Here is a 21,404-nt window from a genome sequence, read left to right on the forward strand (position 1 = left end):
GCAGATCTTGCGTGCCAACCAGAAGTCTTGACTTCTGGTGACGTCCTCAGAACGCAAGCGTTCTGATGGGTATCGCAAACCATCGGGTTGCTCAACGGGCGTGAACCGCATCATTCAAATACACAATTCACCGCTCAATGGCAGACCAAATATTCCGCGGTGATCCACATCATTAATCAGGCCAGCATTTGCTCGACCCGGTTCCAGCAAGTGGCATATCGTTGGCCCCGACGGCTGCCGTTACAGGTTGAAAAAGTACTCGAGAATCGATGAACAACATGCTGTCAAAAGGACGCTCACCGCATTGAACAGTAGAGTCAGTGGCGTCTGCAGAAGGTGGGATTCTCGAAGACGGCTGAGCGCCATCTTCGGTGGTGCGTGGGCAAGGGGGTGATGTCTTCGCACGGATGCCGGTGGCAACGACAATCCCCCACCCCCTTGCCATTTCAAAGAAAGGAACTATCCATATTAAGCCTACTTGCCAACTATTTTGGAAAGCGGACAACGGGAATGGAAGGGAGGTGATTGTGGATGTCAATGAAGACCGAGCCGCTCGTCCTGAACTCCTATGGTGAGCTTTTCGCGACTTTAGGTGCGTGAGGAGGTCAACTACGTGGAGTGAGGTGGGTGAACAGCATCTGGAATAGTACCCGAAAACTATTAGCAGGTTGTGGGGTCAATCTCCCGATATGCCCCAGAAGATCCCGCGCGAAGATCTCCTTGCGGAACTCCGACGACTTGCCAATGATCTCGACCGATCACCAACTACGACAGAAATGAACGAGCACGGCAAATACAGCGCTTTGACCTACAACAAACGGTTTGGATCGTGGAGTGAAGCACTTGATGAGGTTAATCTCAAGGCATCTCGCAAACGCCGAGTCACGGATGAGGAACTCCTGGAGGAACTCAATCGATTAGCCGACGATCTTGGGCGAATACCGGCTGCAAATGAAATGGTTAGCGACGGGGAATTCCACAACCGAACGTACACAGACCGGTTCGGGTCATGGGATGAAGCCTTGGATGCAGCTGGCCTCGAGGCAAGTGGCGAAGGGTATATTCCAAAGGAAACGTTACTTGGAGAGTTAAACCGACTCGCAGAGACGCTTGGTCGGACCCCCACGACAACCGATATGAACGAACACGGAGCACATAGTATTGGAACATACCGGAAGCGATTCGGATCTTGGGATGACGCACTCGATGAAGCAGGAATTGAGTACCCCACCCATACGCGTAGTAACTAATTCTAAGCCCGAGTACATATCTACTTTCGTTTATTTCTGAAGCCTAATCATTCGCTAGATGTTGCAATGACAAACGAATAGTCGAAGAAAGCATTACCCCGTCCATGGGTTGAATACACGCAGATTTTCGGATATGAAACCAATGGTTATTTTGATTTCGACCAGCAGCCAGAGGGCCATCGGCAAGTAGAGTTAAATACAACATGTCAAAATCGGCGAATAGATTTAAGCTATAATAGTCGAATCAACTGATACGCTCCGGCAGTTCCCAGTGAAGGCATAGGTGTCTTCGAAACTGGAACCGGACGCAAACACAACACTATGTTCGAACGAATCACAGACGAAGAAGAACGCGGTCAGGTGGGTATCGGTACACTCATCGTGTTCATCGCGATGGTGCTTGTCGCAGCGATTGCCGCAGGGGTACTGATCAATACTGCTGGATTGCTCCAGTCGCAGGCAGAGGCAACAGGTGAAGAAAGCACAGCACAGGTCTCAAACGTTGTCGATATTAATTCAGCTACTGGTCAAGTAGTTGGAGATGGAGATATTAACGACTTTGGTGATATCTCGGTTGAAATCGATAAGCTAGAAGACGTTAGTCTTGATAGTGACGATGAAGTCACTGTTACAATCAATGACAATGACGCAAGCGATGAGTCTCCAGATTCCGAAGTGGACCTCTCAGATAATAATCTGGATGGAGACTTTAACATTGACGAAGAGGACCTCAGATGGGGTCAAGAAGTCGTAGTCGAATTTGACCATAACGACGAGGATCCAGAAAACTTCGTAACCACTGTTGATCTCAACGACGTTGATACAAACTCGGACGAGATTGTAATTGGATTAACCGGTGAAGACCGAGATGTCGATGGGATCGAGCTGGTAAGCGAGAATGAAGATGCTCAGGTCGGCGACTCGGTCAGTTCCGTCTCGATGATGGTGTCACTCGGTCCTGGTGCAGATGCAGTTGACCTCGAGTCTGCAACCTTCGAGTACGTTGGAGATACCACGCAGAGAGGGACTGCAGCAGAACTCGATGATCTCGATATTCAGGAACTTGACGGTGAAAGCCTCGAACACAATGACATCAGTCCAGTGCTCGAGTCAGATAACGAATATCAGATTGAATTGAACCTTGGCCACGAAGAGTTCACGCCAATCGATGCTGGTGATGATGCGACGTTCACTATCACCACAGCAGACAGTTCTCAGACAGTGGAAGTGCTGATGGCACCGTCGACGCTGACTGATGACGCAGTCACACTCTAAAAACACGGATAAAACAATAACTAAATAAAATGTTCGAAAAAGTAACTGACGAAGAAGAGCGCGGTCAGGTGGGTATCGGTACACTCATCGTGTTCATCGCAATGGTGCTTGTCGCAGCGATCGCGGCAGGTGTACTGATCAACACTGCTGGTCTGCTGCAGTCGCAGGCAGAGGCAACAGGTCAAGAAAGTACGGCACAGGTCTCGAACGTCGTGGACATCAGCTCAGCTACTGGTGAGGTGAATCAGCTGGCTGAGCCTGATGAAGTTGTAGAAAATGTTAACCTTGCATTCAATAATGAGGACGATGTGGTTGAAGATGATGCTGATGATGAAGTTACAATAACCATCACAGATGAAGGTGGGGATGGCTCTGAAGTTGTTAGTGAAGATGTTCAAACAGATGATTCATTGATTGAGGAAGGAGACTTCGAAGAACTCGACTTGACTGGCGAGACAGAAATTCTAGTAGAGACTGCGAGTAATGGAGACTATGATGACGCAGATGATGAGTTGATTATTGCACTGCCAGAAGACTACCACGAGGAGGGTGAAACAGTCACTATCGATATTGTCGAGGTAGACGAGAGTTCAGATGACTTCACACTCGAGAGCAACTACGAAGCAGTCGATAACGGAGTCAACGACAGAATTGACACCGTCTCGATGATGGTATCACTCGGCCCAGGTGCGGATGCAGTTGACCTGAACGCAGCGACGTACGAATACGTTGGCGAAGATACTGTTCGAGGGACTGCAGAGGATCTCGATGATCTCTACATCTTAGACATGGAGAACAACGAGATTGACGCGGACGGGAACGCAGTTCTCGAGTCGGATGACAATCTCCAGATTGAGTTAGACCTCAATGGTGAATTCTCACCGATCTACGCAGGCGATGATGCAACGTTCACCATTACCACTGCAGACAGTGCCCAGACGGTCGAAGTGCTGATGGCTCCATCCACGCTGACGGATGATGCGGTGACGCTCTAATATAACTGATGTGGGGAAGAAGTGCTGAGAACGATCAACGAGGTCAAGTCGGAATCGGGACGCTCATCGTGTTCATCGCGATGGTCCTTGTCGCAGCAATCGCGGCAGGCGTCTTGATCAATACGGCTGACCAACTCCAGTCTCAGTCTGAAGCAACCGGGCAAGAAAGCACAGCTGAGGTTTCGAACACCCTCAATGTCCACTCGTCGATTGCTGATCTCGACAATGGTGACATTCAGGAGGTCGAAATATCAGTCGGGCTTGCGCCCGGATCCGGGCCAATCGATCTCGAGAACATTGTAATCGATTACAATGGGCCAAACGGCCAACAATATATCGAGGTTGATGAAGACATCATAGACGGAAATGATGGAACGGTGTTGGAATCTGGGGCCGACCGTGGAACGATCACAATCGAGGATATCGATGGTGATCTCGAAGCAGGTGATGACGCAACGCTCATGTTTGCCATCAATGATGGCGGACAAACAACTGTAGAGTGGAACGTCCCAACCGTCATTGATGATGATGATGACGGAGACGTTCACCTCTAATCAGCTGTAAGCAACGCCTCAGTGATGTCCCCGGTAATTTTTTGAGATAGACAATGTGGAAATCGGCTTCTGACGAAGAAAGACGCGCGCAAGCAGGTATTGGAACACTCATCCTGTTCGTAGCGATGGTGCTCGTTGCCGTTGTCGCGGCGGGTGTCCTAGTGAACACTGCTGGCGTCCTTCAGTCACAAGCCGAAGTAACTGGACAAGAAAGTACGGCACAGATAGCAAACACACTGAGCGTATATACCGCGGTCGGAACCATCAATGAAGATGGAAACATCGAGGAGGTCGATATGACTGTCAGTTTAGGACCTGGATCGAACTCCATCGACCTCGGGGATATCATCATTGACTATCTCGGACCAAGCGAACACGCCCATATCAAAAGCGAACATGTCGCTGTTGACGGCTCTGAGGGAACGATACTCGAGGACAGTTCCGATCGTGGGACGATCACCCTTGACCTCGAGGAAAAAGTCCAACCACTCGAACCCGGTGATGACGCAGTGATTACAATCTACACTCATGATGGAGCCCAAATCAGTCAGGAACTCACCGTGCCGACCAGCCTCAACGGTGAAGAGGGCGAAACAATTCGACTCTGAAACGATCGTAATCGCCTCGCAGAGCGAACAACCGACCTCGAAGACCGCATCAAGTTCCTCGAGGACGAGACCACAAGCCTCGCGACGGCTGCACTCAACAAAGCGAATGTGAACAAAGACCGGGTTGGGGAACTCCAAAGCCGCGAACTCGAGAAAGGCGCACACCTGCGCATAGAAACCGTTGATGAGCATGCCGTCGACGTCGCCGATAGTCGCCTCGAGCAGATCATGAAAGACGACGGCAAGCAGTATTTTCGATTGCCTGAGCAGGCAGACCCGCTCGAGCGAGGTGAAGTCTCGTTAGCGTATGGAGACCTCTTGCCGATTCAACAGTTGGGGCGCATGGACGACGAGATGTTACGCTCGACGGCGAACGCACTGCCCACACGGCTGGCCGCAAAACTCTGGCAGGCTCGAGCAGACCCGACCGTCGGCGACAATCCCTGGGAAACCGGCTGCAAGGACATTGCTGAGTATCTCAAGGCAAGTGATCTCAGACATTGGATCCGCCGGCAAGAACCCGGCATCAGCAAGAGTTATGCGAAAAAGTTGGTTTCGAGGGTGCTCGATGCGCTGTTGGATCTCTCAAAGCACCGGGTGGCTATCCGAAAACGAACGGAGCGAAAGAACGGCCTCAAGTACACGGAGCGTCGGCTCGTGATCCCCGAAGACGCCGAGATTCCAGGAGAGACGACAGGTGATGAGTAGGAGCCGGTGACACCTGGTGTCCTCGGATGACCGGGGACAGGGGGTGAAAAAACGCCTCGAGAGAGGCCGTTTGACTCTCTCAGAAACCTAATTCACAGCACGAGAGTGAGTGTACGAGGGTTGGGTACCGGTGGGTGTCTCGCTCGAGTGGTCGTCGGTGGTCACACTGAAAGACAGGGGTTGAAGGCTGTTCTGAAGACAACAGCTGTCACTGGAGCGCCTCACTCACCGTTCAGATTCATTAAGAAAGATTGGCATCAGTCTGCACTAGCAGCAGCGTCAGCATCAGTATCGTCGTCGACGAGCGGGTAGTCGATGTGCATCTCGATCCGTTCGTACGGGACGATGGGTTTCTTCGCGCCGCCGCGACCGCCCTCATCGAACTCGACGACGTCGAGCATTTCGAGTCGCTGCAGATCTGCATGGACATCAGAGACATCCCGATCGACAGTGCGAGCTGCATCGCGGATGCTCGATGGCTCATTCTTGACGATTGCCTGGATGAGCTCAAGCCGCAGCGGGGACAGATGTTCGTAGAGATCGTCGTAGCTCCCAAACTGGAGCACGGACCGATCTGTGAGATGCTTCGGTACCGAGTCCTCAATATCTTCGGGTGAGTCAGCGCTATCGATCACTCGAGCGACCTCAAGTGCGTCCTCACGAATCTGTTCGCGGTTGCCGACAGTGATGTGGAGTGTGGATGGCATGGGTGTGGTATAGTGGATGGCCGGGTCTAGTTCAGAACGAGCGATCAGGCCCGTCAGCGCCTTCAAGTTCCTTCCAGTAGGCGTCCGATTCGGAATAAAACTGCACCAGCAGTGATTCCAAACCGGGGTAGTCGATAGTCGTGTCACCGGCAGCAGTGTGCTTTTCATGGCCTTTCGTCGCTTCGTGGGAGTTATCGTAGCGGAGTAGCGTCATTCCGTCGAACGTGCCGATATGCATTGAGTACCGGTCACCGGATGGGTACGTCTCGATATCGGTTGCATATCCGATTTTGACTTTCTCAATCACTCCCGCTTCGATATGGCGCTGTTCGTACAGTACCGTGTATCCGACCATCCCTATTTGTTGGATCTCGGCCCAACACCATGAATGTTGGGATAAGAACCAACATTAGGTGTGTTTGTATGTCCAATCAAATCACCATACAACAATCCGCGAGACACTCTCGGCCACCACCGACCCAAAAGGGACCGTTCGTCGCCGTCGGCATCCGGGCCACAGTTCGAATCGAGACGCCAAGTAGTCGTTCTAGACCAGATCCGTCCAACTGTCGATCACTAACCCCACGACAGCAGTCACTCGGACCGGTAGAAGCCAGCGTAGACAGCTTGCCGATCCGGTTAGCAGCGTGCGCTAACCAGCCACGGTTCGCCGAATACACGACACGGAGTCTGCATTCACCAACACGACCGACACCAACGAACAGTTAGTCGACCAGTTCAGTGTTGTCTATGTCGAAAATCGCTAACTCAACTCTTCATCCACCGTAGCGAGCTACCGTTCAAATTTTCATTGGACGAGTTCACTAGCTTTCCCTTATTTCATTAGATCATAATGGTTCTACCCGATCTCTACCTCATATGCACCCCTTGAGAGAGGGAGACCTGTATGGTAGTGCTACGTTTTTGGCCACTTGTAATGACAAGTAAGTACGCGTCATAACATATATGCCTCTTCACATCGAACGTCAATGTATGAGCGGATCAAGCTATGACAAGACGATTCAGTTCCGTGCCGGAGCCGAAAAAGAGGCCGCGGAACTCCTCGATGAGATCCACATCGGTGGCGTCAACGTGAGCGAACTCGCCCGCGTCGGCCTGGTCGAAATGCTCCGACAGTCATTAGATGAACAAGACAGGATTGCGGTGTACGAACGATACAGTCGTGGTGAGATCAGTGAGGACGTGACCCGTGTCCTTCTCGGTGAGAAACTCGATAGGATGGAAGAGGAGAAAGAGTCGTTCGAGGCGGCTATGGAACGAGACACGTCTGGATTCTTGACGGGCAGCGATGGCGAGTGAGGCTCGCTATCCGATACTGGCTGATACGAGTTCCTTGATCGCGGTTGCGAACACCACTCAGTGGGAACTGCTGAAAGACGCGATCCACCTTACAACGACAAACGTCTGCAAGCACGAACTTCAAAACCACGTCAGCTCGAACAAATACCCGCCTGAGGGCAGCCGTGAGCACCACTTGAAACGAGGGAGCCAACGTGTTCTTGAACATCTAGACGAGGATTCGTCGCCGTGGTCGTGCGTCACTGTCGTTCCCCGCCTGCATGGACCAGACGCAGGCGAGCAATCGCTCAAGCAAGAACTTTCTGAGCATGCTTCTTCGTGTCAGATCGTAACGGTTCTTGACTCAGCTGCGAGACGGTCAATTCGGCGTCTCATTGACGACAACGCGTACGACATTGACGTTGTCGGACCACCGTATCTCCTCTACATCCTACTTGACAACGACCTCATCGAAAAGCCTGAATTCTGCGAGGCAACCGTGGAGATGATTCAGGCAGAAGGGTGGACCGGGTACGAGGTTGTGAAGAACGCGTGGACTAGTATCCCCGTCGATTGTTCCGAAATCCTTGACGGCGAATATGATGATGCTCTTCCACCAAGCTGATCCGACAAATCGTGTTCATCTGATCAGTACAGATGTAACACGCACCAGATCGACTCCGTTATCTGCGTTAGTGAAACTCGATATTACGTGTAGTGTATGGTCATTCGTCGGCCTTTTCTATCTTTCTACGAGGAGAGAATCCCGGCGTTCACGCCGGGCGTGAATCCGACAATCCCTCTACAGTCGACCGTCAATAGCAGGCCGGATATTCAAGACCAATCCACATCATTAAGTAGGATTATCTACATAGACTATGTATGGCGATTCAAGTCACTCGAACCTCTGTTGCTTCCATCCAAAATCAGCAACAGGTACAGAGTGATCTGGACTCGCTAGGGTTTGCCGCCTCGAAGCTCTGGAACATCGCACGCTGGACGTGCGACCGAATCTGGAACGAAACAGGAATAATCCCCGAGGATGGCCCGCTCAAGGCATACTTGAAGAACCACGAACGCTACGCCGACCTCAATTCTCAGTCGAGTCAGCGAGTCATTGAAGAACTCGCTGAAGCGTTCGGTAGTTGGTATGCCAAACGCCGAAACGGGGACGACCGCGCAAACCCACCGAAGTATCGCAAAAGTGGTGATGACCACCCACGGTCGACGGTGACGTTCAAAGAAGACGGTTTCAAACACGACAGCAAAAACAATCGGATTCGTCTCTCGAAAGGTCGGAATCTCAAAGAGCACTGGTCTGATTTCATCCTCTGCGAGATCGAAACCCGACCAGATGTTACTGTCGAGAACGTTCGTCAAGTGAAAGCGGTCTGGAATGGAGACGAATGGGAACTTCACATCGTCTGCAAGCACGAGATAGAGGCTGATTCTCCTGGCGACGAAACTGCTGGGATCGACCTTGGGATCTCGAATTTCGCTGCCGTCTCGTATTCCACGGGAGGCCACAAGTTGTATCCGGGAAACCTTCTAAAGACCGACGAACGGTATTTCGCCAAGGAGATAGCGAAGTGCAATTCGTCACGGTCGAACAAAGCCTTAAGACTCCGTAAGAAGCGATCTGAGCGTCGGTCACACTACTTGCACGCCGTCACGAAACACATTGTATCCGAGTGTGTTGAACGAGGTATCGGAACAATTGCTGTCGGCAACCTCGGAGGTATCCGTAAAGACGACGAGACAGGTGAGCCCCGCAATTGGGGCGACCGTGGCAACGAAGGCTTGCACGGATGGGCGTTCGACCGCTTTACGAACTTGCTCACCTACAAGGCGAAAGCCAAAGGCATCACCGTAGTTGTAGTGAGCGAGCGAGACACGTCGAAGACGTGTTCGTGTTGTGGGGAGAAACGAGACGCTAATCGTGTAGAGCGTGGCTTGTACGTCTGTCAAGGGTGTGGAGCCGTGATGAACGCCGACTCGAATGGTGCGGAGAACATTCGACTTCGGTTAGACCAAGCAGAAAAGGTAACTCTGAGTCCTCGGTCATCCGAGGATAGGAGTAGCGGGCGTGTGGCACGTCCAGTAGTCAACCTGTTCCGTCGTGGAGAACACGACCCCAGCTGTGGACAGGGGATGTTCGCTCAACAGGCGAGCAACTGCGAACCATAAATATCCCAACTGCGGTCGGGAAGCCTCGCCGTTCACGGCGAGGAGGATGTCACATAATACATTAACAGGTGAGCGACTGCCAGTCGGTCCAAATATTAAACGCGTGGTACTAGAATCGAAAATCGCCCGCCATCTCTTCAGCAATGTCAGATTTGACTCTCTTTGGAAACGTGATGCCCTTTATGGTGTTTGGCATCGGTATTTTCGGTTACTGTGTGACGATGGCTCTCAGAGACATGACCCACCAGAACATCATCTTCGACAAGTCCTTAATTACGCCCGCCAAATGCTGTAGATAGTACTATTCTGCAGATTCTACAGATTCCATTGTATCTGCGTATTCAGCACGACCCATAGCGAGATAGAAATCACTGTTCGCTTCACGGTGTTCGCGTGCTATGGAGAGGCCCTCTTCTTTCATCGCTCCTACCTAGCCTGTCCCGCTATAAATTTTTACTGGTGATCTCTCTGTGGCCAAATCCGAACATCAGCAATTGACATTCTCCTGCGGCTAACGTCGGCAGCTGACAAAAGTTGATAGCCAGCAGTGCTACCGGCTGCCTGAGAATACGGACTCGCTCAACCACGGTGGCGTCTCCCTCGCGTATGGCAACCTTCCACCGATTCAGAAATTAGCACGAACAGATGGCAAAATGTTGCGAACGATGGTGAATACCCTGCCCACACGGCTCGCAGCAAACCTCTGGCTGGCATTGACGGACTCGAGTGTCGTCTGCATAAGGTGGGATTCTCGAAGACGGCTGAGCGCCATCTTCGGTGGTGCGTGGGCAAGGGGGTGATGTCTTCGCACGGATGCCGGTGGCAACGACAATCCCCCACCCCCTTGCCATTTCAAAAATAGGAACGATCCATATTAAGCCTACTTGCCAACTAATTTGGAAAGCGGACAACGGGAATGGAAGGGAGGTGATTGTGGATGTCAATGAAGACTGAGCCACTCGTCCTGAACTCCAATGTAGCAAGAAGAGGCCTCACCTGTGTACTGAAATAATTCTGTGCACGGTGGATATATGACAGAGTACCCCGTTAGTGAGTATATGGAAATAACTGATACGCCTGATGGAATACCCGGTGAGGACGAAGAGCCGCCTGATTTCGATGCCTGGGAATCTCCTGAAGAGTTGCTAGCGGGGAAGCCAACGAGAGAGCGGCTGCTTGATGTCGTAATGCAGTTGCGGGAGCCGACGAAGGTATCAAAGATTGCTGAACGTGCAGATTGTGATACGGAGACCGCGCGTGATTATCTGGAGTGGTTTACGGAGATGGGAATGGTCCGTGAACTGTCCGGTCGACCTGTGCGGTACGAGCGGAATAATTCGTATCTGACGTGGCGCAGGATCGAGCAGATTCGCGGACAGTATTCGGAAGCAGAGATCGTCGAGCAACTCAAAGACACGCTTGACGCAACTGAGGAATACCGCCAACGCTTCGATGCGACGTCTCCGAGTGAGGTGTCGCTGGTTGATGAAAGCCGTGAAAGAGCTATTGAGGACGTCTGGGAGGCGGTATCTACCTGGAAGACGCTCGAGAAACGGGCGGCATTGCTAGATGCGGCACGCCGTGATGATCTGTCGAGTGGACGCGCTGGGGAAGTCAATGCCTGAGGGAGAATCAGATGACATTGGCGGTATCGATAGTGACGTCCTAGAGCGAATTGGTCGGCGGTTGCGCAGCAGCGCTCGGTTCTCAAGTGTTGAATATCGGCCTGCGTATGCACCGAACGCTGTAGTGGCAGATTTTGATGACGGGTATTTTCCGCGGGATGTTGAGCGTGCGTATCTTCGTATTCGCTGGTTCGAGACGGACGATTTCAATGTACACTATTCGGAGCAGTACCGTGATAGGGAAACGTGGGAGTGTCGGTGGGATAGGCATCCGAACAGTCACAACGACCGAGAACATATTCATCCGCCGCCAGATGCGCCAACACCTAGAGAAGATACAGCGTTCGCTAGCGATTGGCGGGAAGTGATTTCATATGTATTATCGGAGTTGGATGAGCGAATTCACTCGTTCTGGGAATGATGAGCTCGAGCAGACCCGAGCGTCGGCGACAATCCCTGGGAGACCGGTTGCAAGGACATCCAAGAGTACCTCAAGGCGAGTGATCTCAGGCATTGGATTCGCCGGCAAGAGCCTGGCATCAGCAAGAGTTATGCGAAAAAGTTGGTCTCGAGGGTGATCGACGCTATCCTCGATCTCTCGAAGCATCGGGTGGCTATCCGGAAACGGACAGAGCGCAAGAACGGCCTCGAGTACACGGAGCGTCGGCTCGTGATCCCCGAAGACGTCGAGATCCCTGGAGAGACGACAGGTGATGAGTAGAAGCCAGTGACACCTGCTGTCCTCGGATGACCGGGGACAGGGGGTGAGAAAACGCCTCGAGAGAGGCCGTTTGACTCTCACGGAAACCTAATTCACAGCACGAGAGCGGGTGTACGAGGGGTGGTTACCGGTGGGTGTCTCGCTCGAGTAGTCGTCGGTAGTCACACTGAAGGACAAGGGTTGGAGGAGATACTGAAGACAACAGCTGTCACTGGAGACTCCAACTTGTCGACGACTCACTCTTGAAGATGCGCTTGAAGTTCGTCGAGAATTTCCCACACAACCCGTGCTGGCTCTTGACTACCAAACTGGAACCTTTGATACGAGTAATCATCAGTCCCAGACTCCCGCTCTTGGTAATGACCCCACCCGGTTACGTGATCCTGTTTGTGATGATGCCACCCACAATCGAACCCTGACTCGTCCGAATAGTGGAAAATGAATTCAGGACGGTCATTCGGTTCAGTTACGAACCACCGGACAGTCAGTGTTCCACTCGGAGTATCTGTTCCAATGTGTGATGGTTCAATTTCTGCTCTCAATTCGGTATGAAGAGTATCGTGGGGAAGCCCCTTAACACTCATGACAGGATGGCGATTAAGCTCCCTGCGGATCTGTCGTAGTGCTTCATGTGCTATCTGGCGAGAATCATGACCCCCGTCGAAAACATACATATTCAAGCGTGAAGGCGGTTATCCAAGTCTGCATATTCACTGTAGTTGTTGATTGCATCGTTAGTGATCGAGAGATGGTAAAGAGCCAATTCCCAATCACTGGCATCCCTGATGATCTCTCTTGTTTCCGTCGATGACTCAGTTTCTGCCGCCTGTTCCCGCAACGTTTCCGGTGAGCCGACCTCGTACTGTTCCCGGAACCCCTCAATATTTTCTTGGAGATCTGATTTGAGTTCCAGAAGTTCTTCGTGGTCATGATCGTTGATGAGACGTCGAAGTGTCCTGAACCGAGCGTAAAGTGGATCAGGTTCATATCGCGTTGCATCTTCTCCATCTACTGGCCGGATGATATCCATTTCAGCAAGACGCTTGAGGTGCTCATGGGCTGTCGTCTTAGAAACCGCAGCTTCCTCTGCAATATACTTCGCTGTCCGAGGACGGTCAACACCTTCTGCAATCGATCGAACCCTATCGAAAGCCGTTGTGTGCTCCCGCCATGCATCCACACCACGTTTTGTTTTGTCCATATAGAGAGTTACGCACTCCAGTCCAATAAAGTCATCTCCAATCCAGAAATATGAACTTCGGCAGTCAATCACTCGCGTATTGGGACCTGCTGCCGATTCAGCAACTCGCAAAGATGGACGACGAGATGCTGCATGCAACGACGTCTTCGCTGCCCTCTCGGCTCGCTGCTAGAGTGTGCGTCGTGCGGTGTGGAGACAGAGAAACCCATCTGGGTCAGGGAACACTCCTGTCCGAGTTGTGGGTTCGAGTGTAACCGGGATGCAAATGCGGCGATGAATGTCCTGCAACGCGGCTTTTCTGAGTTAGGGCTGGGATGGCCCGAATCGACGCCTGTGGAGACTGCGTTCCCTACGGACACCACTCAGATGTCTGCAAAGCGCGTCGTAGAAACAGGAAGCCTCGAGGCTTAACCCCGAGGCGATTCACCGATCGACTTGCCGAGGGGAACGTCTGATGGTCGACGATGACGTCGTTGTCGATCGCCTCGAGTTGATCAACCAGTATACAACGAGTGCAAGGAGATGCAGGATGTCTCCAAAGCGACGTACCTCGATGATATCGTGCTCCAACGTGCTGTCGAGCGATCGCTGATGAACGCAATTCAGTCGTGTATCGATCTGGCGAGTCACATCCGAGCGGCAGAGGGCCTCGGCAATACCGAGACCTCTCGCGAAGAAATCGAAGCGCTGGTCGACGCCGAGATTATTTCCACTGAAACCGGCTCGAAGCTCGCAGATGCGGTTGGATTTAGAAACCACCTCGCGCACCTATACGGTGATGTCGATCACGATCTGGTGTACGATGTATTACAGGACGATCTCGAATGGATCGATCGATTTCAGCAGGAAATCGCAGCGTGGTTTCGAAATCAATAGCGTAGTACGGCTCGTGACGATCGGCCACCCCACTCGAGCCAGCTCTCACGAAAGTTTACGACGAGAACCATCGACGCGATCCTCGAGCTCTCGAATCACCGCCTCGCGGTCCACAAACGAACCCAACGGACAAACGGCCTCGAGTACACCGAACGCTGGCTGATCCTCCCCGCTGACGCCGAGATTCCGGGTGGATCAGGAGGCGAGGCGTAACAATAGTGTCCTCGGGTGACCGGGGACAGTAGGTTTGTGGACGGCTCGAGAGAGGTTGCATGACTCTCGAGGAAGCCTCACTCACAGGATGCACGTGGGTGTACGAGGATTGGTTAGCGATTGGTGTCTCGCTCGAGTGGTCGTCGGTGGTCATACTGAGAGACAGGGGTTGGATGAGATTCCGAGGACAACAGCTGTTACTGGAGTCTCGAACTCGTCGCTCTGTGTTCTACAAAGAGCTGGGAACGTCACCCGGACGCAAAAACAGCGGCGAGCTCTTCTGGCGTATACAGATAGAGGTCCGGACGTTCCGTTGCAAGCGTTTCCAATTCATCTGTGAACCCGGAACGCGAAAACAGGGTATACGCAATGGTACGATCATCACCCTGCCATCGAACGTCTTCCTCGAGTGACTCGAGATCGGCTAGCAAACTGGTTCCGACAGCAGAAGTAGTCCACTTACATTCGCCGAGTAGTAGCGTATTCGTCTGTGAATCGAGTCCAACGACATCGATTTCTTCCTCCTTGTACCACCATCGACCGACACGAGAGCAGTCAACCGGAAATGCCGGTGTCTGGACTGCTTGTTGGCACACAATTTCAAACGTCTGACTCGTATGCTTCGGGAGTGAATCGGCAAGCGAGTCTCGAATTACTTCCGTTTGCCCCTGCTCGAGTGTTCCCCGATTTGGAGCGACAAACCTGAACCAGAACCGAAGATAATCATCTGCAATCCGGTATATGCCACGCCCGTCTGGATCAGTTACTGGTGTCTCTCGTTCAACAAGCGCTAGCTTCGAGAGGTTTTTGAGATACCGAGAGATACCGCTGGCATCTTTTCCGATCGTGTTCGCGATGTCTGTCACACGGGTCGCTCCCGCAGCAATTGCCTCGAGGATGGCCATGTATGTTGCCGGTTCTCGGAGCTCTTGCCGTAAGAGAAATTCTGGTTCTTCATACAGGAACGCTCCCTTTGAGAGGATGTGTGTCTCGATATTCGCCAGCAGTGAGTGATCAGGATCGAACTGCTCCAGATATGCCGGAATTCCACCAAGTACACTGTAGGCTTGGATCTGCGTATCAATATCATCGTCCGGAAAAAACGCCCGCATGTCCGCGAATGAGAGCGGAGCTAACTCCCACTGGCCGGTTCGTCGACCGTACAGCGGGCTTTCGTAACTCAATACACCCTCTTCCATCACCGAGATTGAAGATCCGAGAAGAACAAGGGAGATCTCCGTGCCTGCGAGTACCTCATCGACAATAGTTTGAAACACAGAAGAGATCGTCTCGTCAGCCTCAACGAGATACGAAAATTCATCCAGAGCAACAACACATGGTCCATCAACTCGGTTTTTGAGATACTGGAATGCATCAACAAACCCATCAACGTTAGGGGTGATGTCGTCAAAAACCGCCGCACAGTGACTAGCAAACTGCGCAGCGTTGTGAGCTGAGCCACGCTGATCACAGAGATAATACAGAGACTGCATCTCGAGCGTTTCCAGAGCCTTGGATACCAGTGTCGTTTTCCCCACACGACGCCGGCCATATACGACGAGTAATTGGCGCTCATCCCGAGCGAGGTGTGAGGTGAGCCACTGTAGCTCTTCGTTGCGGTTGATCATTATGCACGAGATAATATGATCCAATGCATAATAAAGTGGTTGGTTAAAGCCCTCGGTCGAGATCGAAAGATGACCTCCACAGACTGCGTTACGGACAAACTCGTCTCGAGAGTGATCGACGCGATGCTGGACCTCTCAAAGCATCGCATTGCCGTTCGGAAGCGTCAAGAGAGGAAGAACGGCCTCGAGTACACAGAACATCGGTTCATGCTTCCCACCGACGCAGCAATTCCGGGTGAGTCGCCTCGGGAACAAGCCCCAAGGCACTCTCGCTGTATCTCTGTAGAACAGGAGATGAGTAACAGCCGGTGACACCTGCTGTCCTCGGATGACCGGGGACAGGGGGTGAAAGAACGCCTCGAGAGGGGCCGTTTGACTCTCTCAGAAACCTAATTCACAGCACGAGAGCGGGTGTACGAGGGTTGGGTACCGGTGGGTGTGTCGCTCGAGTGGTCGTCGGTGGTCGGACTGAGAGACAGGGGTTAGAGAGGACTCTGAAGACAACAGCTGTCACCGGAACGCTGTGAGCCGTAGTGCACAGAGTTATACCGGTACACTACGTAGTGAGCTACATGAGTCGGAATGATCGAGGTGAGTATTCATCGACGGTAACGGATGAGGAGATCCTTGCATTCATTGCTCGCGAGGATCGCCCAATCCAGACAGCACAGTCAATCAGCGATCAGTTCGGTATCGATCGTTCGCAAGCCTACCGACGACTCCAACATCTTTCCGACGATGGCGTTCTCGAGCGATCAAAGGTTGGAGGGAGAGCTGTCGTATGGTGGCTCTCTACCGAGAGTGAGCAGGCGAGCGAAGCACTGATCAGTGACGTCAACCCAGACGACCCACTGTTTGATCGCGAGACCTTCGAGGCAGGAGAGCCGACCACTACCTCCGAACGCATCGATGACATCCTCTACGGTGACGCTGAATTGGCATGAGCCAGGAGACACCAACTCCACTCTTTATTGACACTGGCGGATTTTACGCGGCGTATGTCGAAGACGACGCTAACCATGCTCGAGCTTCAGCTGTGTTCGACGCGATTCAGGCTGGTAAATACGGACCGATCTTCACGAGCCGGTACGTTCTTGCTGAGCTCGCGACCGTGATCCTCTACCGGAAAAGCCACTACCACGCTGTCTCGACGATCGAGGAGCTCCGGGCCTCAGAGACCATCAATGTGGTTCCAATGACTGAAGACATATTCGACGCGGCAAACCAGCGGTTCGTCGACTACGATGACCAAGAAATCGCGTTCTTCGATCACCTTGGCGGTGCACTCGCTCGTGAATACGAGATTGAACATGTCTTCACATTTGATCCAGACGATTTCCATACGCTAGGATTCACTGTCGTTCCGGCCGATACGGCAGAAGGCACTCGATGTGGTTGACATCCACCCACGGCTTCACAGTAGTTGCTGAAGTAGCCAAGCCACGATTATCGTTGCGGTCGTTGTCTCGGTATGGTCGAGACAACCGAGGCAACACAGGTCAGTAACCCACGACTGAAGTCGTGGGCTTCCTCCTTGCATTTCTGTGAAGCGACCGTCGACGAACACGCCGTTGACGGTCCCGATGGCCACCCCGAGCAGATCACGAGACGATGGCCAGCAGTACTTCCGGTTGCCTGAGCAGGCAGATTCACTCGAGCGAGGCGAAGTCCCGCTTGCCTACACTCGATCTCTCGAAGCATCGAGTAGCCGTTCGCAAACAGACAGAGCGCAAGAACGGCCTCGAGTACACTGAGCGTCGGCTCGTGATCCTCGAAGACGCCGAGATTCCAGGTGAGGAGTAGAAGCCGGTGACACCTGCTGTCCTCGGATGACCGGGGACAGGGGGTGAAAGAACGCCTCGAGAGGGGCCGTTTGACTCTCTCAGAAACCTAATTCACAGCACGAGAGCGGGTGTACGAGGGGTGGGTACCGGTGGGTGTGTCGCTCGAGTGGTCGTCGGTGGTCGGACTGAGAGACAGGGGTTGGAGTGGATTTTGAAGACAACAGCTGTCTCTGGAGACTCCAACTTATCAACCACTCACTCTTGGAGGAGTATTTAGAGTTTCGGCTATTATAGTTCAGACTATTATAGTTCTGCTCGTAACTCCGGAGCACATATGTATCTCCTACCACGACTAGAAGTATGGACCAGTTCGTCAATCGTATCGATGAACTCGAGCGGTTGCAGGCCCTCTATGAGAGTGACGCTGCAGAACTCGCAATTATCTATGGGCGCCGCCAGATCGGCAAGAGCGAACTCGTCCGCCAATCGATTGTCGACCGCGACGATGCCGTGTACTATCAGGCAGTCCAAGGAACAGCGACGACACAGCTCAGACGATTCGTCGAGGCAGCAGCGACGACCTATCCAGACATCACTGCTGTCAAAGAGGAATGGGAACCACTCTTAACGTATCTCACCGACAGAGACGCCATCATCGTCATCGACGAATTCCCGTACCTCATTGAATCGAATGAGGGACTTCCATCGGTCATTCAACACTTGTGGGATACAGCTGTCGAGGAGAGTCAGGCGACGCTCGTACTCACAGGCTCTGCAATCGGCATGATTCATACCCACGTCCTCGATGGCGGTGCGCCACTCTACGGCCGGGTATCCCAGACACCGAATGGCCGCCTCGAACTCACCCAGCTGCCGTTTCGTTCCATCCAAGAGTTCGTGCCGACGTACGATCCCGAAGAACGGGTGTTCGTCTATGGCGTCTTCGGCGGCACACCCCGATATCTCAGCCCTCTCAATCCATCACAGAGTCTCGGAGAAAACATCACGCGGCTGTTGTGCGACCCGGATGGTCCACTCCACGACGAGCCCGAAACCGTCCTCCAGATGGAGCTCAACGAGGTGAACACGTATTTCTCCGTACTGGAATCGATGGCCAGCGGGAGCCGCAGTCGAAACGAGATCGCCCAGGGAGCCGGCATCGAGAGCACCAACACATCGTACTACTTCGACCGGCTGGAAACACTCCAGATCATCGAGAAACACCATCCGGCGCTCGCCGACCCAGCGCGCAGCAAGCGGACTCGGTACCAGATTCGAGATCCCGTATTCCGGTTTTACTTCCGGTATCTCTACGGCCGCGGGGGACAGTACGAACTCTACGGCGAGAACGCCTACGCGGATCTCATCGAACCGGAATTGCCCGACTTCGTCAGCGAAACGTTCGAATCGCTCTGTCACCAGGCGGTACCGGCGCTCTATGCAGACTACCAGCTCACACAGGTGCCAAGTCAGTGGTGGTACAAGGGCCGGGAGGTAGATGTCGTCGCACCAACTGACGAGTCAACGCTGATCGCTGGCGAAGCGAAATTTACCAACACCCCCCTTGGTTATGACGTGCTCACGGATCTCGAAGGCGACGTGGAGCACATCGACTGGACGCCCATTGGAGGTGGTGAGCCGACGTATGAATTCGCCTTGTTCAGCCGTTCTGGATTCAAACGCTCCGTCGAGGAAGCTGCAGACGAGCGTGATGATCTTCGTCTCTTCGATCTATCTGATATCGTTGCTATTCTTGAGAGTCAGTAACCCACGACTGAAGTCGTGGGCTTCCTCCTTGCATTTCTGTGACTGCCCGACGAGCTGTAAGTACAGGGCAAGCAGGTACCGGAGTAGCTATCGATCTCTATGATCACTGTCAAAATCCGCCTGCTGCATACAGAGGATGGATGCAGCAAATCAACCTCATTTGTTTCAATCAAGCCACGCCAAATCAGCCGTTCGGTTGACCGGTGTGACATCCTCGCCCGGCGTGAACGCCGGGGCTTCCACCGCAGGTGGAATACCAGCAAGGTGCTGGATTGAGGTTTCAAGACGTGTGCGCGTCACCGGTCTCCGGCTCCGTCCCCGCTCCCACTGCTGGTGAGCTGGACGAAACCTTGTCATCGGAAGCCCGCCTCTCGGACGGGAGTTCCTTACTCGGTGGCGTGTCTTGGTGAGCCTGCCACTGGCCCCCGCTCTGTGGCGAGTCATCGTCTGCCGATTTCCAAGGCAGGCTCTCTCCCCACGGATTTAGCCGATTGGCTATATTCGCTGCTGCGTTCAAATCCGCCTGATATTCCGACACCCAACACTTCTCATTCGTACACTTGAACGTGCCTTGATGCGGTCTGTACCCGACATGTTGACACGTATGGCACGTTTTCGACGTGTGGTGCGGATGCACGTATTCCACAGGAATCCCGTGTTCCGCTGCCTTATCTTCGATTCGTGACTGTAAGCGGGAGAACAGCCACTTACCGAGGCGTCGATTCCAGTACTTCCCGATGTCCTCGTCGGTGATACCGTCGAGGTATTCAAGGACGATGACCGGGTTTTCGAACTGGGTTGTGTATTCGACGGCCCGATATGAGGCTTTCTCTACTTCGTCTTCGATGGCGTCTTGCCACCGCCCCCACACGAGATCGTCCAAGAGGTCCGACGCATATCGTGGTTTCAACCGGTCTTCAGTACTGGCTTGTTTCTGTCGGAGGTGTCGGACGCGGCCACCATCCACGAACAACGGGTCAACGGGCGTGTCGTCCCGGAGGGCACAGCCCACCAAGAGTTTGGATTCACCCACGTCGAACCCGACAGGGGTCACGTCGTCACTGTCACACGAACACGAGTGGTCTGGTTTGACTTCGTAGTTCGCGGTGACATGCAACACCCATCTGTCACCGTCGCGTTGTAGGCGGAGTTCGCCCGACCACACGCTGTCGTCTTCGTCGTCGATCAGTGAGTGCCACCAGTCTTCTTGTTCGGGGTTCAATTGGAGTGGTATCCAGAAATTTGTCCCGCGACCGGGGAGCGGGACTTCCCAACAGACTTCGTGGTGTCGGTCGTCGTCGTGGTCGAAGACGGCTGCGGTGTTTGCGTAGCGGATTGGATGGGTGTCTGCGAGTTGCTTCGCATCATACGTGTCCTCATCGAGCAGGTTTGGGACGTATTGTTTGAGTGCGTTTTTGGAGTGGTAGTTGAGGTCTTCACCAGTGACGATCTCGTTGACCGCAGTCATCGTGTCGCACTCGCCATTGAAGCTGCGACGGAGCAACGATTCGTATCGATCATGTTCATCATGGAGCTTACGCTGCTTGTGCTGGGTGGGTGGGGCAAGGTACGCTTCGAGCGTCTTGCACTCTTCACTCATTCTTCAGCAGCGTCGAGTCCTTGTTCGATGAGTTCGGCGTATGCGAAGTCCATTCGCAGACCGTTCTCTCGGGAATATTCTTTGACTCGTTCGTGGAGGTCGCTTCCACGGTTGATGGCGATATCAACTCGCATCCGTTTTTAGGTACGTTTTCTCGTACCTTAAAGGTTCGTGTCGGCATTGGGTATTCAGAGGGCTGTCGCTCGTGGTTTACGTAGTGGAGTGACGCGATTCACGCCCGCCGTGAACGGCGGGATTCTCTCGCTGCAAGAAGATAGCGTACCAGCGCAGATGACGCTCACGGCCTACGAAGAGTCGGAACCCTCTGCCAGCGACGACTAACTGGTATTCTCCATGCGTGGGAAGCCTCGCCGTTTACGGCGAGGAGGATGTCACGCAATCTCAA

At 53.1% G+C, this 21,404-nt stretch carries 23 protein-coding genes and 4 pseudogenes; 20 read left to right on the forward strand and 7 right to left on the reverse strand.

Features of this window, described 5'->3' with window-relative positions:
- Positions 1–689 precede the first annotated feature (689 nt).
- From G6M89_RS20935 to G6M89_RS20960, 6 genes and pseudogenes are all read left to right on the forward strand, one after another.
- Positions 690–1,250, forward strand: a complete 561-nt coding sequence (locus tag G6M89_RS20935; RefSeq protein ID WP_165163845.1) for a homing endonuclease associated repeat-containing protein — start codon at positions 690–692, stop codon at positions 1,248–1,250.
- A 321-nt stretch (positions 1,251–1,571) separates the two neighbouring features.
- Complete coding sequence (locus G6M89_RS22700; protein ID WP_165163846.1) at positions 1,572–2,525, forward strand: archaellin/type IV pilin N-terminal domain-containing protein; 954 nt, start codon at positions 1,572–1,574, stop codon at positions 2,523–2,525.
- A 29-nt stretch (positions 2,526–2,554) separates the two neighbouring features.
- Complete coding sequence (locus tag G6M89_RS20945; RefSeq protein WP_165163847.1) at positions 2,555–3,520, forward strand: archaellin/type IV pilin N-terminal domain-containing protein; 966 nt, start codon at positions 2,555–2,557, stop codon at positions 3,518–3,520.
- 8 nt (positions 3,521–3,528) lie between these two features.
- A complete protein-coding gene (locus G6M89_RS20950) occupies positions 3,529–4,074 on the forward strand; it encodes an archaellin/type IV pilin N-terminal domain-containing protein (protein WP_165163848.1) in 546 nt (181 codons plus the stop codon).
- 53 nt (positions 4,075–4,127) lie between these two features.
- The gene (locus tag G6M89_RS20955) at positions 4,128–4,682 is read left to right on the forward strand and encodes an archaellin/type IV pilin N-terminal domain-containing protein (protein WP_206335659.1); all 555 of its coding nucleotides are present in this window, start codon (positions 4,128–4,130) and stop codon (positions 4,680–4,682) included.
- A 3-nt stretch (positions 4,683–4,685) separates the two neighbouring features.
- Positions 4,686–5,390: pseudogene (locus G6M89_RS20960) on the forward strand (hypothetical protein); the annotation flags it as partial.
- A gap of 257 nt (positions 5,391–5,647) precedes the next feature.
- Here the strand turns inward: G6M89_RS20960 and G6M89_RS20965 are convergent.
- Both G6M89_RS20965 and G6M89_RS20970 read right to left on the reverse strand, forming a co-directional pair.
- On the reverse strand, positions 5,648–6,097 hold the full coding sequence (locus G6M89_RS20965) for a transcriptional regulator (protein WP_165163849.1): 450 nt from the start codon (positions 6,095–6,097) through the stop codon (positions 5,648–5,650).
- A 31-nt stretch (positions 6,098–6,128) separates the two neighbouring features.
- Positions 6,129–6,452: a DUF6516 family protein gene (locus tag G6M89_RS20970; RefSeq protein ID WP_165163850.1), complete on the reverse strand. Its 324-nt coding sequence runs from the start codon at positions 6,450–6,452 to the stop codon at positions 6,129–6,131.
- Between the two features lie 638 nt (positions 6,453–7,090).
- Here G6M89_RS20970 and G6M89_RS20975 point away from each other — a divergent pair.
- From G6M89_RS20975 to G6M89_RS20995, 6 genes and pseudogenes are all read left to right on the forward strand, one after another.
- Complete coding sequence (locus G6M89_RS20975) at positions 7,091–7,417, forward strand: hypothetical protein (protein ID WP_165163851.1); 327 nt, start codon at positions 7,091–7,093, stop codon at positions 7,415–7,417.
- Complete coding sequence (locus tag G6M89_RS20980) at positions 7,407–8,021, forward strand: hypothetical protein (protein WP_165163852.1); 615 nt, start codon at positions 7,407–7,409, stop codon at positions 8,019–8,021. Before G6M89_RS20975 ends, G6M89_RS20980 begins: the two co-directional genes overlap by 11 nt.
- A gap of 257 nt (positions 8,022–8,278) precedes the next feature.
- Complete coding sequence (locus G6M89_RS20985) at positions 8,279–9,583, forward strand: RNA-guided endonuclease TnpB family protein (RefSeq protein WP_165163853.1); 1,305 nt, start codon at positions 8,279–8,281, stop codon at positions 9,581–9,583.
- Positions 9,584–10,641: 1,058 nt separating this feature from the next.
- Complete coding sequence (locus G6M89_RS20990; RefSeq protein ID WP_165163854.1) at positions 10,642–11,208, forward strand: hypothetical protein; 567 nt, start codon at positions 10,642–10,644, stop codon at positions 11,206–11,208.
- Entirely contained in the window at positions 11,201–11,629 is a 429-nt protein-coding gene (locus G6M89_RS22925) for a hypothetical protein (RefSeq protein ID WP_394352383.1), read from the forward strand. Before G6M89_RS20990 ends, G6M89_RS22925 begins: the two co-directional genes overlap by 8 nt.
- A 3-nt stretch (positions 11,630–11,632) precedes the next feature.
- Positions 11,633–11,929 (forward strand): annotated as a pseudogene (locus G6M89_RS20995) (hypothetical protein); the annotation flags it as partial.
- Positions 11,930–12,605: 676 nt separating this feature from the next.
- Here G6M89_RS20995 and G6M89_RS21000 read toward each other — a convergent pair.
- Positions 12,606–13,130: a winged helix-turn-helix domain-containing protein gene (locus tag G6M89_RS21000; protein WP_165163855.1), complete on the reverse strand. Its 525-nt coding sequence runs from the start codon at positions 13,128–13,130 to the stop codon at positions 12,606–12,608.
- Between the two features lie 159 nt (positions 13,131–13,289).
- Here G6M89_RS21000 and G6M89_RS21005 point away from each other — a divergent pair.
- Together G6M89_RS21005 and G6M89_RS21010 are read left to right on the forward strand one after the other, a co-directional pair.
- Positions 13,290–13,541 (forward strand): annotated as a pseudogene (locus G6M89_RS21005) (zinc ribbon domain-containing protein); the annotation flags it as partial.
- Positions 13,542–13,652: 111 nt separating this feature from the next.
- Positions 13,653–14,006 carry a DUF86 domain-containing protein gene (locus G6M89_RS21010; protein ID WP_241175490.1) on the forward strand — a complete coding sequence of 118 codons (354 nt, stop codon included), beginning with the start codon at positions 13,653–13,655 and terminating at the stop codon, positions 14,004–14,006.
- Between the two features lie 461 nt (positions 14,007–14,467).
- Here the strand turns inward: G6M89_RS21010 and G6M89_RS21015 are convergent, their stop codons facing one another.
- On the reverse strand, positions 14,468–15,847 hold the full coding sequence (locus G6M89_RS21015) for an ATP-binding protein (RefSeq protein ID WP_165163856.1): 1,380 nt from the start codon (positions 15,845–15,847) through the stop codon (positions 14,468–14,470).
- Between the two features lie 93 nt (positions 15,848–15,940).
- On the opposite strand from G6M89_RS21015, the pseudogene G6M89_RS21020 reads away from it, so the two are divergent.
- From G6M89_RS21020 to G6M89_RS21045, 6 genes and pseudogenes are all read left to right on the forward strand, one after another.
- Positions 15,941–16,159 (forward strand): annotated as a pseudogene (locus G6M89_RS21020) (hypothetical protein); the annotation flags it as partial.
- A 260-nt stretch (positions 16,160–16,419) separates the two neighbouring features.
- A complete protein-coding gene (locus G6M89_RS21025; RefSeq protein WP_165163857.1) occupies positions 16,420–16,791 on the forward strand; it encodes a helix-turn-helix domain-containing protein in 372 nt (123 codons plus the stop codon).
- Positions 16,788–17,246: a type II toxin-antitoxin system VapC family toxin gene (locus tag G6M89_RS21030; RefSeq protein WP_165163858.1), complete on the forward strand. Its 459-nt coding sequence runs from the start codon at positions 16,788–16,790 to the stop codon at positions 17,244–17,246. Before G6M89_RS21025 ends, G6M89_RS21030 begins: the two co-directional genes overlap by 4 nt.
- Before the next feature lie 72 nt (positions 17,247–17,318).
- The gene (locus G6M89_RS21035) at positions 17,319–17,486 is read left to right on the forward strand and encodes a hypothetical protein (RefSeq protein WP_165163859.1); all 168 of its coding nucleotides are present in this window, start codon (positions 17,319–17,321) and stop codon (positions 17,484–17,486) included.
- Positions 17,459–17,650, forward strand: coding sequence for a hypothetical protein (locus tag G6M89_RS21040; RefSeq protein WP_165163790.1), 192 nt, complete (start codon positions 17,459–17,461; stop codon positions 17,648–17,650). The genes G6M89_RS21035 and G6M89_RS21040 overlap by 28 nt, the downstream gene beginning before the upstream one ends.
- 341 nt (positions 17,651–17,991) lie before the next feature.
- A complete protein-coding gene (locus tag G6M89_RS21045) occupies positions 17,992–19,398 on the forward strand; it encodes an ATP-binding protein (protein ID WP_165163860.1) in 1,407 nt (468 codons plus the stop codon).
- Between the two features lie 165 nt (positions 19,399–19,563).
- Here G6M89_RS21045 and G6M89_RS22675 read toward each other — a convergent pair whose 3' ends face one another.
- The 3 genes from G6M89_RS22675 to G6M89_RS21055 are packed head-to-tail and all read right to left on the reverse strand — an operon-like array spanning position 19,564 to position 21,132.
- Complete coding sequence (locus tag G6M89_RS22675) at positions 19,564–19,698, reverse strand: hypothetical protein (RefSeq protein WP_255488605.1); 135 nt, start codon at positions 19,696–19,698, stop codon at positions 19,564–19,566.
- Positions 19,679–20,998 carry a zinc ribbon domain-containing protein gene (locus tag G6M89_RS21050; RefSeq protein ID WP_165163861.1) on the reverse strand — a complete coding sequence of 440 codons (1,320 nt, stop codon included), beginning with the start codon at positions 20,996–20,998 and terminating at the stop codon, positions 19,679–19,681. Before G6M89_RS21050 ends, G6M89_RS22675 begins: the two co-directional genes overlap by 20 nt.
- Positions 20,995–21,132: a hypothetical protein gene (locus G6M89_RS21055; protein ID WP_165163862.1), complete on the reverse strand. Its 138-nt coding sequence runs from the start codon at positions 21,130–21,132 to the stop codon at positions 20,995–20,997. Before G6M89_RS21055 ends, G6M89_RS21050 begins: the two co-directional genes overlap by 4 nt.
- Between the last annotated feature and the right edge of the window lie 272 nt (positions 21,133–21,404).

The sequence above is a fragment of the Natronolimnobius sp. AArcel1 genome, from assembly GCF_011043775.1.
In the GTDB taxonomy this organism is placed as follows: domain Archaea; phylum Halobacteriota; class Halobacteria; order Halobacteriales; family Natrialbaceae; genus Natronolimnobius.

Excerpts from the sequence above, each read along its gene's own strand:
- G6M89_RS20945 (WP_165163847.1), top strand. The coding sequence starts at position 2,555 with ATGTTCGAAAAAGTAACTGACGAAGAAGAGCGCGGTCAGGTGGGTATC.
- G6M89_RS21055 (WP_165163862.1), bottom strand. The coding sequence starts at position 21,132 with ATGCGAGTTGATATCGCCATCAACCGTGGAAGCGACCTCCACGAACGA.
- G6M89_RS20965 (WP_165163849.1), bottom strand. The coding sequence starts at position 6,097 with ATGCCATCCACACTCCACATCACTGTCGGCAACCGCGAACAGATTCGT.
- G6M89_RS20970 (WP_165163850.1), bottom strand. The coding sequence starts at position 6,452 with ATGGTCGGATACACGGTACTGTACGAACAGCGCCATATCGAAGCGGGA.
- G6M89_RS21010 (WP_241175490.1), top strand. The coding sequence starts at position 13,653 with ATGCAGGATGTCTCCAAAGCGACGTACCTCGATGATATCGTGCTCCAA.
- G6M89_RS20950 (WP_165163848.1), top strand. The coding sequence starts at position 3,529 with ATGTGGGGAAGAAGTGCTGAGAACGATCAACGAGGTCAAGTCGGAATC.
- G6M89_RS22700 (WP_165163846.1), top strand. The coding sequence starts at position 1,572 with ATGTTCGAACGAATCACAGACGAAGAAGAACGCGGTCAGGTGGGTATC.
- G6M89_RS21025 (WP_165163857.1), top strand. The coding sequence starts at position 16,420 with ATGAGTCGGAATGATCGAGGTGAGTATTCATCGACGGTAACGGATGAG.
- G6M89_RS20985 (WP_165163853.1), top strand. The coding sequence starts at position 8,279 with ATGGCGATTCAAGTCACTCGAACCTCTGTTGCTTCCATCCAAAATCAG.
- G6M89_RS21000 (WP_165163855.1), bottom strand. The coding sequence starts at position 13,130 with ATGGACAAAACAAAACGTGGTGTGGATGCATGGCGGGAGCACACAACG.
- G6M89_RS20935 (WP_165163845.1), top strand. The coding sequence starts at position 690 with ATGCCCCAGAAGATCCCGCGCGAAGATCTCCTTGCGGAACTCCGACGA.
- G6M89_RS21045 (WP_165163860.1), top strand. The coding sequence starts at position 17,992 with ATGGACCAGTTCGTCAATCGTATCGATGAACTCGAGCGGTTGCAGGCC.
- G6M89_RS20975 (WP_165163851.1), top strand. The coding sequence starts at position 7,091 with ATGAGCGGATCAAGCTATGACAAGACGATTCAGTTCCGTGCCGGAGCC.
- G6M89_RS21030 (WP_165163858.1), top strand. The coding sequence starts at position 16,788 with ATGAGCCAGGAGACACCAACTCCACTCTTTATTGACACTGGCGGATTT.
- G6M89_RS21035 (WP_165163859.1), top strand. The coding sequence starts at position 17,319 with ATGGTCGAGACAACCGAGGCAACACAGGTCAGTAACCCACGACTGAAG.
- G6M89_RS21040 (WP_165163790.1), top strand. The coding sequence starts at position 17,459 with ATGGCCAGCAGTACTTCCGGTTGCCTGAGCAGGCAGATTCACTCGAGC.
- G6M89_RS21050 (WP_165163861.1), bottom strand. The coding sequence starts at position 20,998 with ATGAGTGAAGAGTGCAAGACGCTCGAAGCGTACCTTGCCCCACCCACC.
- G6M89_RS21015 (WP_165163856.1), bottom strand. The coding sequence starts at position 15,847 with ATGATCAACCGCAACGAAGAGCTACAGTGGCTCACCTCACACCTCGCT.
- G6M89_RS20955 (WP_206335659.1), top strand. The coding sequence starts at position 4,128 with ATGTGGAAATCGGCTTCTGACGAAGAAAGACGCGCGCAAGCAGGTATT.
- G6M89_RS20990 (WP_165163854.1), top strand. The coding sequence starts at position 10,642 with ATGGAAATAACTGATACGCCTGATGGAATACCCGGTGAGGACGAAGAG.
- G6M89_RS22925 (WP_394352383.1), top strand. The coding sequence starts at position 11,201 with ATGCCTGAGGGAGAATCAGATGACATTGGCGGTATCGATAGTGACGTC.
- G6M89_RS20980 (WP_165163852.1), top strand. The coding sequence starts at position 7,407 with ATGGCGAGTGAGGCTCGCTATCCGATACTGGCTGATACGAGTTCCTTG.